7 protein-coding genes are annotated in these 15395 nt (G+C 68.3%); 2 read left to right on the top strand and 5 right to left on the bottom strand.

The genetic code is table 11. The features are described from left to right. Positions 1–1290 (top strand): MFS transporter, encoded by a 1290-nt coding sequence (locus HLH36_RS12540; protein WP_182986693.1) that lies wholly within the window; start codon positions 1–3, stop codon positions 1288–1290. 139 nt (positions 1291–1429) lie between these two features. Here HLH36_RS12540 and HLH36_RS12535 read toward each other — a convergent pair whose 3' ends face one another. From HLH36_RS12535 to HLH36_RS12515, 5 genes are all read right to left on the bottom strand, one after another. Then, positions 1430–6220 (bottom strand): ATP-dependent helicase, encoded by a 4791-nt coding sequence (locus HLH36_RS12535; protein WP_182986692.1) that lies wholly within the window; start codon positions 6218–6220, stop codon positions 1430–1432. A 161-nt stretch (positions 6221–6381) separates the two neighbouring features. Next, positions 6382–7692 carry an NAD(P)/FAD-dependent oxidoreductase gene (locus HLH36_RS12530; RefSeq protein ID WP_338030451.1) on the bottom strand — a complete coding sequence of 437 codons (1311 nt, stop codon included), beginning with the start codon at positions 7690–7692 and terminating at the stop codon, positions 6382–6384. Continuing rightward, complete coding sequence (locus HLH36_RS12525; protein WP_220792824.1) at positions 7689–9149, bottom strand: aldehyde dehydrogenase family protein; 1461 nt, start codon at positions 9147–9149, stop codon at positions 7689–7691. The genes HLH36_RS12530 and HLH36_RS12525 overlap by 4 nt, the downstream gene beginning before the upstream one ends. Next, positions 9146–10186, bottom strand: a complete 1041-nt coding sequence (locus HLH36_RS12520; RefSeq protein ID WP_408871887.1) for an alpha-E domain-containing protein — start codon at positions 10184–10186, stop codon at positions 9146–9148. Before HLH36_RS12520 ends, HLH36_RS12525 begins: the two co-directional genes overlap by 4 nt. 8 nt (positions 10187–10194) lie before the next feature. Further along, on the bottom strand, positions 10195–11703 hold the full coding sequence (locus tag HLH36_RS12515; RefSeq protein WP_182986690.1) for a circularly permuted type 2 ATP-grasp protein: 1509 nt from the start codon (positions 11701–11703) through the stop codon (positions 10195–10197). Positions 11704–11954: 251 nt separating this feature from the next. On the opposite strand from HLH36_RS12515, the gene HLH36_RS12510 reads away from it, so the two are divergent. Further along, positions 11955–15380 (top strand): transglutaminase family protein, encoded by a 3426-nt coding sequence (locus tag HLH36_RS12510; protein ID WP_182986689.1) that lies wholly within the window; start codon positions 11955–11957, stop codon positions 15378–15380. The last annotated feature ends 15 nt before the right edge of the window (positions 15381–15395 follow it).

Genomic DNA, 15395 nt, shown 5'->3' with positions numbered 1-15395 from the left:
ATGACCCCGGCCCCGCAAGACATGGATACGAGAAGCAGAAGCCGGGCGGTGCTGGCCGCCATTCTGGGCAATGCGTTCGAATGGTACGATTTCGGCGTGTTCGGATTCATGACCCCCGTGATCAGTTCGCTCTTTTTTCCGGCGGAAGGGCTGGGCCAAGCCGACGCGGTGCTGTTGACCACCGCGCTGTTCGGGACCGGATTCATTACCCGTCCGCTGGGCGGCATCGTGCTGGGCCTGTATGGCGACCGGTACGGGCACCAGCGTGCGATGGTGCTGGGCATGAGCATCATGGCGGGCGCCATGGCGCTGATGGCATGCGCGCCGCCCTATCGCGTCGGCGGGGCGCTGTCGCTGGCGATGGTCATCGCCGCGCGCCTGCTGCAAGGCTTTTCGGTCGGTGGCGAATTCGCGACCTCGACCACCGCGCTGATCGAACTGGCGCCGCCGGGACAACGCGGCTTCTTCGGGTCGTGGCAGATCACGGGGCAGGTCATGGCCCAGATCATGGGGGCGGGACTGGGATACCTGGTCACCAGCCTGTTCACCCATGCCCAGCTTTATGCCTATGCGTGGCGGATACCATTCCTGTTCGGCCTGATGATCCTGCCGCTGGTCTTTACGCTGCGCCATGCCCGCCATCGGCCCGCGCCCGGCGGCCACGCCATCTCGACCGGCGAGACGCTGGCGCACCTGCTGGGGCAGCGCCCGCAGATTCTGGTGGGCATGGGGCTGGTCGTGGCCAGCACGGTGTCGTTCTATGTCATCTACGCCTATGTCGTGACTTATGCCGCTACCGTCCTGCATTTGCCGATGGTCCATTCCTATCAGGTGCAACTGGTTGCCGCGGGCGCGATGATGCTGGTCGTGCCGTTCAGCGGCTATCTGTCCGATCGCTGCGACAGGCGGGCCATCATGCTGGCGTCACTTCTTGCCTATGCCATCATGATCGTGCCGCTTTACATATGGCTGGTCGCGGCGCCGTCGATCGCGCGGTTGCTCGTGCTGCAGGTCGCCCTGTCGGTCGCCAGTGGCATGTTCCTCGGCACTTACTGCACGTTTCTGGTTGATCTCGTCTCGCCCCAGGCGCGCGCCACGGCGCTGGCGATCATCAACAACCTGGTCGTGTTGCTGGTCGGCGGCTTCGCGCAGTTCATCGTCACCTGGCTGATCCAGGCAACCGGACTGAAAATCGCGCCGTCCTTTTTCGTGCTGGGCGGCATTGCCATGGGACTGGCCGCGCTCGCCAGCCTGCCAGCCTCAGGAAACCGGCCGGCCGGCGTAAGGTAAGGGGCGGAGTCGTCAGGGAATGCTGCGGCTGCTCCTGCGATGGGTGCTTTCGCAAGGTCCATGCCGATACGGCGTCGGGCGATTCAGCCACATGGCGCTCGTATAGTCGCGCCAGATGCCTCACCGGTCTGTTGCCGCATCATTGATGCCAGCCCAGGCCTTTGGGGACCATCGAGAAACCGCAGGCGCGCAGGGCCGCGCTCAGGCGCGTCGTGAGCACAGGGCGGTCGTCGACCAGTTCCAGCGTGAACAGGAGATGCTTCTCGCGCCTGAGCGCGGCGGCGAGCGCTGCCAGGCTGGTGCCGAGCAGGTCGGCGAAAGCAGGATCGTCCGTATCGAGATAAGTCAGCAGATGACGGCCACCCTGCGTAAGATAGAGCACGAGGCGCCCGCCGGCGATCACGACGAACGCGCCGGCGCGGCGCGTCGGGCGGATCGCGGACCGGTGCGGCGGCCATGGCAGAATCGTGCCGAAGGGACTGGCCGGATCGCCAGCCGAGAGCCCGACCGGCGTAAGGTCGACAGACCTCCTGTCCGCGAGATCGCGCAACCGGTCGACGGTCGCGCGTTCCGCGAACTGCGAAGCCCCCAGCCCTTCGACGAAGCGCCCACGCAGGACCTGCCCGGCATCCTCCATGCTGCGGAAAATCGTCTGTAGCCCGGGAAAACCGCCCGGCACGTCTTCCGCGACGGCGGCGCCGCGCGTGACGATGCCGTACCGGTCCAGCATCCCCTCGGCCAGTGCCAGCGCGCGGGCCGTGTCGCTGGCCGTTTCGCGGGGCAGCAGCGACCAACGCCCCGCCAGGGTCGGCTCGCCAGGCATGCCGGATATCGAGGCGCCGCCCGTCCTGGGCCGCGCGAACGTATGAAATCCCCTGTGCCGCCGCGACAGGTGAACCGGGCGGGGACGGTGCGTGCGTGCGCCCGAGCGCGCACGCAGCGGCGCCCAACTGTCGCTGGTGACATATCCCGCCAGGGCGAGGTCCCACAGGGCCGCGTCGAGGTCGGGCATGGACAGCAGGGGGCCGCCGTCCCAGGTCCCGGCCGGGTCCTCTGCCAGTCGGGCGGGTGCCAATGTTGCAAGCTGGCGCGCGAAATAGGCACCGCCATCGGCGAGAATATCGAGGATCGTGCGTTGAAGTGGCGAGAGGGCCGCCCTGTCGTCAGCAGCCGGCGGAGGCGGCAGGGTTTCGGCGGCGAATTCCCGCGGATGCAGGGAAATCAGACTGTCTTCCCCGCCGAGCTTGCCATGGCCGCACCACAGGACGCTGCCGATGGCGATCAATTCGTCCAGCATGGCCGGCGCGTAGTCAGGCACGCGGGCACGCAGGATCTGGTTCTCCCATAACGAGGCCGGCAGCGGCACGCCGGCGAGCTGTTCGATGATTCGTGCGATACCGTGGGTGCCGGTGCGGATCTCTCCTTCCGCATGCATGGGATGACGCGCGGCCAGACCGTGGCGCTCCAGCAGAAGGCACGCATAGGCGTCACGGCCTGCCGGGCGGGTGGCCTCGCGCGCCGCCTGCAATGAACGCAGCCGCAGGCGCCGGAATATGTCGTCGGCCACCCATTCGTGGCGCGCCAGAGGATTGGGCGTCGGTGGATTGGACAGGATCGGACCGGCGGAGTCCTCCATCGCTTCCAGCCGGCGCTCGACACCGAAATTTCCTTTGAACAACTTGCCCTGATCGCGCAGCCGTTCCAGTGCCGCGTCGGCGACCGCAACACCGAGGCCGAAACGGGCCGCGATCGCGTTTGTCGTGAAAGGCCCATGGGTGCGCGCATATCGCGCGACCAGTTCGCGGAGCGGGTCGGCTGTCGGTTGCAGGAAGATCCCGGGCAGATCGGCCGGCAGCGTCACGCCGAGCGCGTCGCGCAGCCGGGCGGCGTCCTCGATGGCGGCCCAGCACGATCTGCCTGCGATCGTCACCCGGATGACGCGGCGCTCGGCCGCGAGTGCGGTGAGATACGCTTCCGCATCGCCCTCCGCGAGGCGCTGCGCGACCGCGTCCACCGATAATGGGCCGAGTTCGCGCAGGAGGTCGGCCGCGCCCTCTTTCCCCTTCGCCCGCCATGTCGGTGCCAGCCGCTGCAACTCGCTTTCGACCTGCTCGGTGACCACGGGATCAAGAAGCGTTCCGAGATCGACCTCGCCGAGAAGATCGGCAAGCAGCCCGCTATCCAGCGACAGGACGGAGGCGCGTCGTTCGGCGATCGGCGCGTCGGTCGCATACATGAATTCGGCGACGTAACCGAACAGCAGGTCTGCCGCGAAAGGCGAGGGAATGTCAGTTGTCACCTCCACCATCCCGACAGCGCCGTCCGCCAGACGGCGCGCCAGAATGTCGAGTGCCGCGAGGTCGTAGACGTCGCGCAGGCATTCGCGGGCGGTCTCGATCAGGATCGGAAAATCCGGGTGTTCGCGCACGATGTCCAGCAACTGCCCGGCACGCAGCCGCTGCTGCCACAGGGGGGAGCGATGGCCGGGCGCGCGGCGCGGCAGGAGCAGCGCGCGCGAGGCGCATTCCCGAAAGCGGGCGGCGAACAGCGCCGAGCCGCCCACGGCCTCCGTCACGATGCCCCGGAGCTTGTCCGGATCGAAGAGGAACAATTCCGCGCCCGGCACGCGTCCATCCGTGTCGGGCAGGCGGGCGACGATACCGTCATCGCTGGCCACCACCGAAGGGTCGATCCCATACCGGCGCCGGATGCGCGCCGCGATCGCCAGCGCCCACGGGTCATGCACGCGGCGCCCATAGGGGGAGTGCAGGATGACCCGCCAGTCGCCGCCCTCGTCGCGGCAGCGTTCGATCACCAGCGTGCGGTCGGTCGGCAGTACGCCGGTCGCCGCGCGCTGCTCGCCGATGAGCGCGAGCATGTTGGTGATGGCGTTGCTGTCCAGCCCCGCCGCCCGCAGCCGCGTTTCCGGTCGGGAGAGGGTCTCGCCGTCTCTGCTTTCTTCGCGCGTTGCGGCGTCGAGCGTGGCCATGAAGGCGCCGATCGCTTCCCCCAGTTCGGCGGGTCGCCGCGTGCCGTCGCCGTGCCAGAATGGCAGCCGGGCGGAACGGCCCGGCGCCGGCGTCACGATCACCTGGTCATTGGTGATCTGTTCGATGCGCCAGGACGTCGTGCCGAGGGTGATGATGTCGTTCACCCGGGATTCGTAGACCATCTCCTCATCGAGTTCCCCGACGCGGCGCGATCCGGCCCGTTCCTCGCCTTCGGGAAGGATGACGGTGAACAGCCCCCGGTCGGGAATGGTGCCCCCACTGGTGACGGCAAGCTGCAAGGCGCCGGGACGCGGCGTCAGCACCCCGGTCTCGCGGTTCCAGACCAGACGTGGGCGGAAGGCGGCGAAATCGTCCGACGGATAGCGCCCGGCGAGCATGTCGAGCATCGCATCGAACGCGGCGCGCGACAGGGACGCGAAAGGCGCCGCGCGCCGCACGGTCGCGTACCAGTCTTCGACATTCACGGGTGCGACGGCGACCGCCGCCACCGTCTGCTGCGCCAGGACGTCGAGCGGATTGCGCGGCGGGTCGATCGCTTCGATCCGGCCGGCGAGCATGGATTCGACGGTCACGGTGGCATCGACCAGGTCGCGCCGCGTGCGCGGATAGACCAGCCCGGACGAGGCCCCCCCGACCTGATGGCCGGCGCGGCCCACCCGTTGCAGGCCGCTGGCCACCGAAGGCGGGGCCGCGACCTGGATCACCAGGTCGACCAGCCCCATATCGATGCCGAGTTCCAGGCTCGATGTCGCGACGACGCAGCGCAGATCGCCGGATTTGAGGGCGCTCTCGATCTCGCGGCGCTGCTCTTTCGAGACCGAGCCATGGTGCGATCGCGCGATCAGCGGCGGCGCGCCCGTCGATCGTTTTTCGGTGCTGCCGGAGACCGATGCGTAATGGACGGGCGGCCCGGTGTCCGGCGCGTCTTGCGCCCATCGTTCGGCGTAGAGTTCGTTGAGTCTGGCAGTCAGCTTCTCGGCCAGCCCGCGCGAATTGGTGAAGACGATCGTTGCCTGCCGGCCCAGCACCCTGTCGAGGATGCTGGCCTCGACATGCGGCCAGATCGAGCCCGCGCGCGTGCTGCGTTCCCCGTCGCCGGGCGGGCCGACCGCTGCCCCCAGCTTGCTCATATCCTCGACCGGCACCACGATCTTCAGGTCGAGCCTGCGGCTGGCGGGCGGATTCACGATCGTCACCGGCCGCGCACCCCCGAGGAACTGCGCCACCCGCTCGGCCGGGCGCACGGTCGCCGACAGCCCGATCCGCTGGGCGGGCTGCGGCAGCAATGCATCCAGGCGCTCCAGGCTCAACGCCAGATGCGCGCCCCGCTTGGTGCCGGCCACCGCATGCACCTCGTCGACGATCACCGCCTGCACGCCACGCAACGTCTCGCGCGCCTTGGAGGTCAGCATCAGATAGAGGGACTCAGGCGTGGTGATAAGAATGTCGGGAGGGCGCCGCAGCAGCCCCGCCCGTTCGGCCGAGGGCGTATCGCCCGTGCGCATGCCCACACTGATCGCGACGGGCGGGTCCCCACGCCGTTGCCTCTCCTTTTCGACACCATGAAGCGGGATGCGCAGGTTGCGCTGCACATCGGCACCGAGTGCCTTGACCGGCGAGATATAGAGAATGCGCGTCGCCGCCCTGGCTTCAGGTTTGGTCGGGGGTTTTGCCGACGCGGATGTCGTCTCCGCTTCGCGCTCGCGGAACAGCCGGTCGATCGCATGCAGGAACGCGGCCAGGGTCTTGCCCGAGCCGGTCGGCGCAATCACCAGCGCATTCTCTCCACCGCCGATGACCGTCCATGCTGCCGTCTGCACCGCCGTTGGAGCGGCGAACGCCGTGCCGAACCATGCGCGGGTCGCGGGCGCGAAGCGCACAAGCGGGTCGGCGGTCGGGATCTGCCTGGGAGGGGTCATGTCGCGGCCCGGTTCTCTCTGCTCTTCAGCGGTGCGCGAGGCGGGATTCTTCGTTCTTTTTTGAAAAAAAGAACCAAAAAACTTTTTGATTCGTTCAGGCGTTTTTTGCTGGAGCAGGCGATGGCCCTGAACGGATCGAAAGTCTTTTTGCTTCTTTTTCTTCAGAAAAAGAAGACCCTTCGCGCCAACGCATCGACAACCCGCCCCTGCAACACCTTCGCCGTGACCCCCAGCGGCCAGGCATCATGGAACGGGATCGACCGGATCGGTCCCGGCGGCAGCAGGAGGTCTTCGGTGCCGGCGCCCAGCGCGCGGCGGGCCACTTCGCGTCCCAGCACCGTCGCCATCGCGACGCCCCGGCCGTTATAGCCCAGACAGGCGATGATGCCCGGCAGCGGTTCGTGCCAGTGCGGGTAATGATCCATCGTGACCGCCACATGGCCGTTCCAGCCATGGGTCCAGCGCACATCGCGCAGGAAGGGCCACAGGGCAAGCGCCTGCCGGCGCAGGAACGGAAAGGCATCCGGCCCGTCGCGCTCGCCCAGCGTCGACCGGCCGCCGATCAGCAGCCGCCCCGCATCGTCGATCCGGTAATAGGTCGTGATCTCGCCCAGTTCATACAGCACCTCGCGCGACGCCAGGATGCGGGCGCGGGCTTCGGGCGGCAGGGGGGCGCTGGCGATGATGGCGCTGGTGACCGGCACCACGGTCCGGCGCAACCGGTTCCACAGCCGGTCTGCATAGCCGTTGGTGGCAAAGACCACGCGGTCGGCCAGCACCGCGCCATGCCGCGTGCCTACCCGCCAGCGTCCGCCATCGCGGCGCACCGACAGGGCGCGGCTGCCACCATGAATCGCGGCGCCATGGGCCATGGCGGCCTCGGCCATGCCGCGCGCCAGACCCAGCGGATTCACCTGCCCACCCCGCCGGTCCAGCAGGGCCGCGCGATAATGGGCCGTGCCGGTGCGGGCGGCGGTCTCCGCCTCGTTCAGCCAGGCGACATCCCCGCCACGCGCGGTGCATTCCTCGGCCAGTTGCCGCAGGGCGCGAATCTGGGAGTCGGCCGTGGCCGCCCGCACGGTACCACCGCGTAAGGCAGCGCAGTCGATGCCGTGGCGTGCGATCAGATCGAACACCAGGTCGGGCGCCGTCCAGGCCGCCTCGGCCAGCCGCGCCCCGCGCTCCGGGCCGAAATGGCGTTCGACCTCCGATGGCAGGGTCTTCAGGCCCGGATTGACCTGCCCGCCATTGCGCCCCGAGGCGCCCCAGCCGGGCTCATGGGTCTCCAGCACCGCCACGGCATGGCCGGCTTCGGCCAGATGCAGCGCCGCCGACAGCGCCGTAAAGCCGCCGCCGATCAGCACGGTCTGGGCACGGGTCTCCCCCGCCAGCGGCGGTGTTGGCACCGCTGGCCGGGCTGTGTCGGCATACAGGCTGGCCGGCAGCGTGCTACCTACAGGCCGGCCTTTCACGCGTCGGGCCCGTATCCCAGGATGGCCTTGATTTCCAGGAAGTCGGTCAATCCGTATGCGCCGCACTCGCGCCCGTTGCCCGACTGCTTGTAGCCGCCGAAGGGGGCCGCCACGGTCCAGGGCGCACCATTGATGTTCACATTGCCCGCCCGCAGGCGCCGGGCCACCGCCCGGGCCTGGACCAGATCGCCGCCCTGCACATAGGCCGCCAGGCCGTATTGCGTGTCGTTGGCGATGGCGATCGCGTGCTCGACATCGTCATAGGCGATGATCGACAGCACGGGGCCGAAGATTTCCTCGCGCGCGATGGTCATGTCCGGCGTGACGCGGCCGAATATGGTGGGGCGCACATAATAGCCGACCGGCAATCCTTCCGGCCGGCCCGTTCCGCCGGCCACCAGGACCGCGCCCTCGTCGATGCCGGTCTGGATCAGGCGCTGGATCTTGTCGAACTGCACCTGGCTGACCACCGGGCCCAGCCGCGTGTCCGCCCCATCCGGCGGCCCGACGACGAAACCTGCCGCCGCCTGCGCGGCCAGCGCCATGGCCTCGTCCATCCTTGCAGCCGGTACCAGCATGCGGGTCGGCGCGTCGCAGGACTGGCCCGAATTGCCGAAGCAGCCGGCTACGCCACGCCGCACGGCGTCGGCGAAATCGGCATCGGGCAGGATGATGTTGGGGGATTTGCCGCCCAGCTCCTGATGCACGCGCTTGACCGTATCGGCCGCCAGCCGGGCGACGATGGTGCCGGCGCGGGTGGAGCCGGTGAAGGAGACCATCTCGATATCCGGATGGCGGGCGATCGCCTCGCCCACGCCGGGGCCGTTGCCATTCACCAGGTTGAACACGCCGGGCGGCACCCCGGCCTCGTCCAGGATCTCGGCGAACAGCAGGCCGCTCAATGGCGCGATCTCGCTGGGTTTCAGCACCATGGTGCAGCCTGCGGCCAGCGCCGGCCCCACCTTGCAGGCGATCTGGTTCATCGGCCAGTTCCACGGCGTGATCAGCCCGACCACGCCCACCGGCTCGCGGGTGATCATCATGCCGTCGACCAATTGGTCGAAGGTAAAGTCGCGCAATGCGCGCGCCGTTTCCTCCAGGTGCGCCATGCCGGCCCAGGCCTGCGCGTCGCGCGCCATGGGCAGCGGGGCGCCCATTTCCAGCGAGATCGCGGCGGCCATGTCGTCCATGCGCCGGCGATAGACCGTCAGGACCCGCGCGAACACATCCAGCCGCTCGGCGCGGGTCGAGACCGACCATGTGGCGAAGGCACGTCGCGCCGCCGCCACCGCCCGGTCGACATCGCCCGCGCTGCCCAGCGCGATGGCGGTGCAGGGGGCTTCGGTGGCCGGATCGATGACATCGAGCAGGCGAGGGGCCAGGGGTTCCACCCAGGCCCCGTCGATATAGAATTGTGTCGCGTGGGGCAGGCGGCCGGGATGAAACGGCGCAATCATGACTGGGACTGTTCCTGGCTCGGGCCCGGATCAGGGGCCGGATCGGCGGCGGCCGGCATGGCCGGCGGCCAGAAGGCCCGGGCGATTTCTTCCTGCACCCGGTGCAGCTCCCGCTGCACCCAATCGAGGAATTCGTGCAGGCCGCGCAGGATGATGTCCTCCACGGTCTGCTCCGCCAGGGTGGCGCGCAGTTCCTCGATCCGCTCGGCGGCGGCGTAGCCGTTCTTCAGCCCGTAATCGGTGCGCAGATGGCCCACCGCCCAGTGCAGCTGGCGCAGGCTGGTCGAGAGTGAACGGGGGAAGCCGTCATTCTTCAGCAGGAAGCCGGCGACATGGGCCGGCGTCATGTCGCCCGGCACCGTGCGGCGGTAGGCGTGATAGGCGGCGGCCGAGCGCAGCACGGCGGCCCACTGGCCGATATCGACCTCCGACCCCACCCCGGCGACGCTGGGCAGCAGCGTGTGATATTTGATGTCGATCAGCCGCGTGATCTGGTCCGCCCGCTCCAGGTTGCGCCCGATCAGGTAGAACAGCCAGGCCTGATCACGATAGAACGTGCCCTCGGTGATCCCGTGATGGGTCTGGCAATCCTGCTTCAGCCGCGCGCACAGGGCCGACAGGTTGGACGGGCGGATATCGGTCGGCCCCAGCGCGCTGACGGCGTTGGTGAACATGTTGAGATGCATCCACATCTCGGTCGAGATCAGCGGCCGCAGCGAACGCGCGTTCTCGCGCGCCGCATGCGCGATCGAGACGATGGAGTTCGGATTCTCGCGGTCGATGACATAGAAGCCGACGACATTTTCCTCCGACGCGACCGCGTGCCGCTCGAAGAACCGCTCGTCGTCGGCATTGATCTGCACGATCGACAGCCAGCCCGTACTGGTGCTGCGCGCCCGCACGAACGTCTCGGTCACGTCGATCAGGCGGGCCAGGTTCTCGATCCGCTCCATGTAGCGCGCCAGCCAGATGGTACATTCGGCATAGCGCGACAGCAGGTTGGGCATAGCGATGCCGCCCGGCGGAATATCGATCATGAGAGGGTTCATGATGCCAGCACCCATGTATCCTTCGACCCGCCGCCCTGCGAGGAATTGACCACCAGCGACCCCTTGCGCAGCGCCACGCGCGACAGCCCGCCGGGCAGCACCCAGGTCGACTCGCCGGTGACCGCGAAGGGCCGCAGATCGACATGCCGTGCTTCGACCCCGGCCTCGCACAGGGTGGGGCAGACCGACAGGTCGATGACCGGCTGGCTGATATAGTTGGCCGGATCGGCCAGCAGGCTGGCGCGGAATGTCTCCAGCTCGGCCTGGGTCGCGTGCGGGCCGATGATCAGCCCATAGCCGCCGGACTCGCCGACCGGCTTGACCACCAGCTTGTCCAGGTTCGCCAGCGTATAGGCCAGCCCCTCCGGTTCGGCGCAGATATGGGTCTCGACGTTCGAGAGGATCGGCTCCTCGCCCAGATAATAGCGGATGATGCGCGGCATGTAGGCATAGACGGCCTTGTCGTCCGCAACGCCGGTGCCGATCGCGTTCGCGATCGTCACGTTGCCCCGGCGATAGGCGTCCACCAGCCCGGGCACGCCCAGCATGCTGTCGGGGTTGAAGACCTGCGGATCGAGAAAATCGTCATTCAGGCGGCGATAGATCGAATGGACCGGGCGCGGCCCCGCCACGGTGCGCATGAACACGCGCCCGTTCTCGACCATCAGGTCGCGGCCCTCGACCAGCGGCACGCCCATTTCGCGCGCCAGGAAGACATGCTCGAAATAGGCGGAGTTGTAGATGCCGGGCGACAGCAGCACGACCTGCGCGTCGCGGATGCCGCCGGGCGCCGTTTCGGTCAGCGCGCGGCGCAGGCGCGGCCCGTATTCGTCCACCGGCATCAGGTCCAGCCCCGCGGCCAGGTCCGGCATGCTGCGCAGCATCATGTGCCGGTTCTCGATGACATAGGACACGCCCGAGGGCGTGCGCGCATTGTCTTCCAGGACCAGGAAATTCCCCGCACCGTCCCGGACCAGGTCGGTGCCGTTGATGTGGACGTAGACCCCTCCGGGAACGTCCAGCCCCTCCATCTCGGGCCGGTAATTGGAATTGCCCAGTACCAGCCCGGCGGGAACGATGCCGTCCTTCAGGATGCGGCGCTCGTGATAGATATCCCACAGGAAATGATTGATCGCGGCGACCCGCTGCTGCACCCCGCGCTCGACATGGTCCCATTCGGCGGCGGTCAGCACGCGCGGGATCAGATCGACGGGCAGGATACGGTCGATCGCGTCGCGATCGGTATAGACCGTAAAGGTAATGCCCAGATTATACAGGTCCGCTTCGGCGACGCGGGCCCTCTGGCGCAGTTCCGTCAGCCCGAAATGCGCCAGCCTCTCGCGAATCAGCGTCAGGCTGTCGGGCGCCGGGTCCCGCCGGTTCATCAGTTCGCAATAGAAATCCGGCGTATCGTAGGACACGAACAGGCCCGGCCCCTGCTGCGCGTCGTGCTGTCCCGGATCGCTCCCGAAGGCGCTTCCAAAGTTGCTCCCTGAGTCGCTCATTGTCCCGTTTTCTCCCGTGCATGGCAGGAGATCAGGCGCGAAGGATTCATGTCCACCCCACCTGCTGGTCCGTGTTCCGTTACAGCCAAGCAAGAATTTGCGCCGCCGCCAAGGCCCAATCGGCGTGATCGCCTTATTGCTATTATTCGGGAGTGGGGCGGCGTGAATTTCCGCTTTCCCCCCTGTTCGCGGCGGACCATGCTGGGCTACCGTTCCCGGTGCGGAATATCACTCTGGTTCAAGGTCGACGCATGACCCTGCATGTCGCACTGACGCATCGTACCCGCTATCAATACGACCGTCCGGTCTCGCTCGGTCCACAGACCATCCGGCTTCGCCCGGCGCCCCACGCCCGTACGCCGATCGTGTCCTACGCCCTGCGGATCGAGCCCAAACCCCATTTCATCAACTGGATGCAGGACCCGTCGGGCAATTATCAGGCCCGGGTGGTGTTCCCCGAACGCGTGACCCATTTCGAGGTCGCCGTTGATCTGGTGGCCGACATGGCCACGATCAACCCGTTCGACTTTTTCCTTGAGCCCGAGGCCGAACACTGGCCCTTCGCCTACGACCCCGTGCTGGCCGGCGAACTGGCGCCCTACCGCGTGTGCGCGGAGCCGGGGCCGCTGCTGGCCGAGCTGCTGGCCGGTGTCGACCCGGGCCGGCAGCGCACGGTGGACATGCTGGTGGCGCTGAACCAGCGGGTCCAGCAGCGCATCGCCTATGTGGTGCGGCTGGAGCCCGGCGTCTGGACGCCCGAGGAAACGCTGGAGAAGGGTCAGGGCTCGTGCCGCGACAGCGCATGGCTGCTGGTCCAGTTGCTGCGCAACCTGGGCTTCGCCGCGCGCTTCGTCTCGGGCTACCTGATCCAGCTCGTGGCGGACCAGAAACCCCTGACCGGCCCCGAAGGCCCGACCGAGGATTTCACCGACCTGCATGCCTGGGCCGAAGTCTATCTGCCCGGCGCCGGATGGGTCGGGCTGGACGCGACCTCCGGCCTGCTGACGGGCGAGGGGCATATCCCCCTGGCCGCGACGCCCGAGCCCGCCTCCGCCGCGCCGATCTCCGGCCTGATCGGCAAGTGCGAGACCGAATTCGATTTTGCCATGGCGGTGACGCGGGTGCTGGAAACACCCCGCACCACCCGTCCGTACAACGATGCGCAATGGCAGGCGATCCTCGCGGCCGGGCGCGCGGTCGATGCGACGCTGGAAGAAGGCGATGTCGGCCTGACCATGGGCGGCGAGCCCACCTTCATCGCCGCCGACGACATGGACGCCGCGGAATGGAACATCGACGCGCTGGGCCCGACCAAGCGCGCCTATGCCGGGCGGCTGCTGCGGCGCCTGCTGCCGCTCTGGTCGAAAGGGGCGGCGATCCAGCATGTGCTGGGCAAGCATTACCCCGGCGAGCAATTGCCGCGCTGGGCCCTGCTGTGCCATTGGCGCCGGGATGGCGAGCCCGTCTGGACCGATCCGTCGCTCCTGGCGTCGGACGATGACAGCGACACGGCGACCGAACAGGATGCCGCCGCCTTCTGCCGCGCGCTGGCCGAGCGGTTGCAGGTCGATCCCGGCCTGGTCAACCCGGCCTATGAGGACATTCATTATTATCTGTGGCGCGAGCATCGTCTCCCCGCCAACGTGATCGTCGAGGACGCCAAGCTGCGCGACCCGCTGGAGCGCGAGCGCCTGGCCCGCGTCTACGGCCACGGGCTGAACGTGCCGGTCGGCAGCGTGCTGCCGCTGCGCGTCGTGGTGCGCGACGGCGTGCGCCGCTGGCAGTCCGGGCGCTGGTTCTTCCGGGGCGACCTGATGTTCCTCGTCCCCGGTGACGCACCGGTCGGCTTCCGCCTGCCGCTGCAAAGCCTGCTCTGGGCCAGCGAAGACACGATCGACCATGACATGGAGCGCGATCCGTTCGCGCCCGTGCCGCCGCTGCCGCCCCATCCCGCCCTGGCGCGCCGCACCGGCCCCTCGGCCGGCGGCACCGCCCCCGGCTGGTCGGAACAGGCCGTGCCCACCCGCCCCGGCGCGGCCGAGCCTGGCGAACAGCCCGCCCTGTCGGACCTGCCGGCCCTGCCGCCCTATCCGGGCGGCGGCACCGGGCGCATCCCGCTGGATCGCGCCATCGCTTCCCATCTGGTGGAAGTCGGGCGCGAAGAACCCGAACTCGTGCGTACCGCCCTGGCGGTCGAGGCACGTGGCGGCCTCCTGCATGTCTTCCTCCCCCCGCTCTACGCGGCCGAAGACTGGCTGGACCTGTGCGCGGCGGTCGAGGACACGGCCCGCGCCTTCGGCCGCAAGGTGGTGCTGGAAGGCTATCAGCCGCCGCGCGACCCGCGCCTGCTGAATTTCTCGATCACGCCCGACCCCGGCGTGATCGAGGTCAACATCCATCCCGCCGCAAGCTGGGACGAGCATGTCGGCCGCAGCGAGCAGCTTTATGACGAGGCCCGCGCGACCGGACTGATCGCCGAGAAATTCATGGTCGACGGCCGGCATGTCGGCACCGGCGGCGGCAACCATGTGGTGATGGGCGCCGCCCGCACCGCCGACAGCCCGTTCCTGCGCCGGCCGGACCTGCTGAAATCGCTGGTCGGGTTCTGGCACAACCATCCGTCGCTGTCCTATCTGTTCAGCGGCCTGTTCATCGGCCCGTCCTCGCAGCATCCCCGCGTGGACGAAGCCCGCGACGACAGCGTGGCGGAACTGGAAATCGCCTTCTCCCAGGTGCGCCCCGATCAGCCGACCCCGCCCTGGCTGACCGACCGGCTGTTCCGCAACCTGCTGGCCGACATCACCGGCAACACGCACCGCACCGAATTCTGCATCGACAAGCTCTACGCGCCGGAATCCTCAACCGGCCGACTGGGCCTGGTGGAATATCGCGCCTTCGAAATGCCGCCCCATCACCAGATGGCAGCGGCCCAGATGCTGCTGATGCGCGCGGCCGTCGCCGCCTTCTGGAACAAGCCCTACGAGCGGCGGCTGGTGCGCTGGGGCACGCGCCTGCATGACGATTTCATGCTGCCCCATTATGTCGGCCAGGATTTCACCGACGCCATCGCCGAACTGCGCGCGCTGGGTGCCCCGCTGGACGCCGACTGGTTCGCCCCGCACATGGCCTTCCGCTTCCCCGAGATCGGCACCGTGCCGCTGCTGGGCATGACGCTGGAACTGCGCAACGCGCTGGAACCCTGGCACACCCTGGCCGAGGAACCGGGATCGGGCGGCACCGTGCGCTATGTCGACAGCTCCGCCGAGCGCGTCCAGGCCCGCGTCACCGGCTGGGTGGACGAGCGCTATATCCTCGCCTGCAACGGCGTCGGCGTGCCGCTGACCCGCACTGAACGCCAGGGCGAATATGTCGGCGGCGTGCGCTTCAAGGCCTGGAACCCGCCCAGCGCCCTGCACCCCACCGTGGGCGTACAATCCCCGCTGGTGTTCGACGTCTACGACACCTGGACCGGCCGCAGCATCGGCGGCCTGACCTACCACGTCGCCCACCCCGGCGGCCGCAACTACGAAACCCGGCCAGTCAACGCGAACGAAGCCGAAGCCCGCCGCCGCATCCGCTTCTTCCCGTTCGGCCATACGGTGGGTGCCATGCCGACGCCGGTCGTGCGGCGCTCGCTGGAACAGCCGCGGACGCTGGATCTGCGGCGGTTTGGGTGACGCAGGGCGCTGCGC

It is taken from the genome of Gluconacetobacter aggeris (assembly GCF_014174395.1).
Taxonomy (GTDB): Bacteria; Pseudomonadota; Alphaproteobacteria; order Acetobacterales; family Acetobacteraceae; genus Gluconacetobacter; species Gluconacetobacter aggeris.
This window is presented reverse-complemented; position numbering and strand designations above follow the sequence as displayed.

Bases quoted from the DNA above. Each gene is read 5' to 3' on its own strand.
- HLH36_RS12540 (WP_182986693.1), top strand. From the start codon at position 1: ATGACCCCGGCCCCGCAAGACATGGATACGAGAAGCAGAAGCCGGGCG.
- HLH36_RS12535 (WP_182986692.1), bottom strand. From the start codon at position 6,220: ATGACCCCTCCCAGGCAGATCCCGACCGCCGACCCGCTTGTGCGCTTC.
- HLH36_RS12525 (WP_220792824.1), bottom strand. From the start codon at position 9,149: ATGATTGCGCCGTTTCATCCCGGCCGCCTGCCCCACGCGACACAATTC.
- HLH36_RS12520 (WP_408871887.1), bottom strand. From the start codon at position 10,186: ATGATCGATATTCCGCCGGGCGGCATCGCTATGCCCAACCTGCTGTCG.
- HLH36_RS12515 (WP_182986690.1), bottom strand. From the start codon at position 11,703: ATGAGCGACTCAGGGAGCAACTTTGGAAGCGCCTTCGGGAGCGATCCG.
- HLH36_RS12510 (WP_182986689.1), top strand. From the start codon at position 11,955: ATGACCCTGCATGTCGCACTGACGCATCGTACCCGCTATCAATACGAC.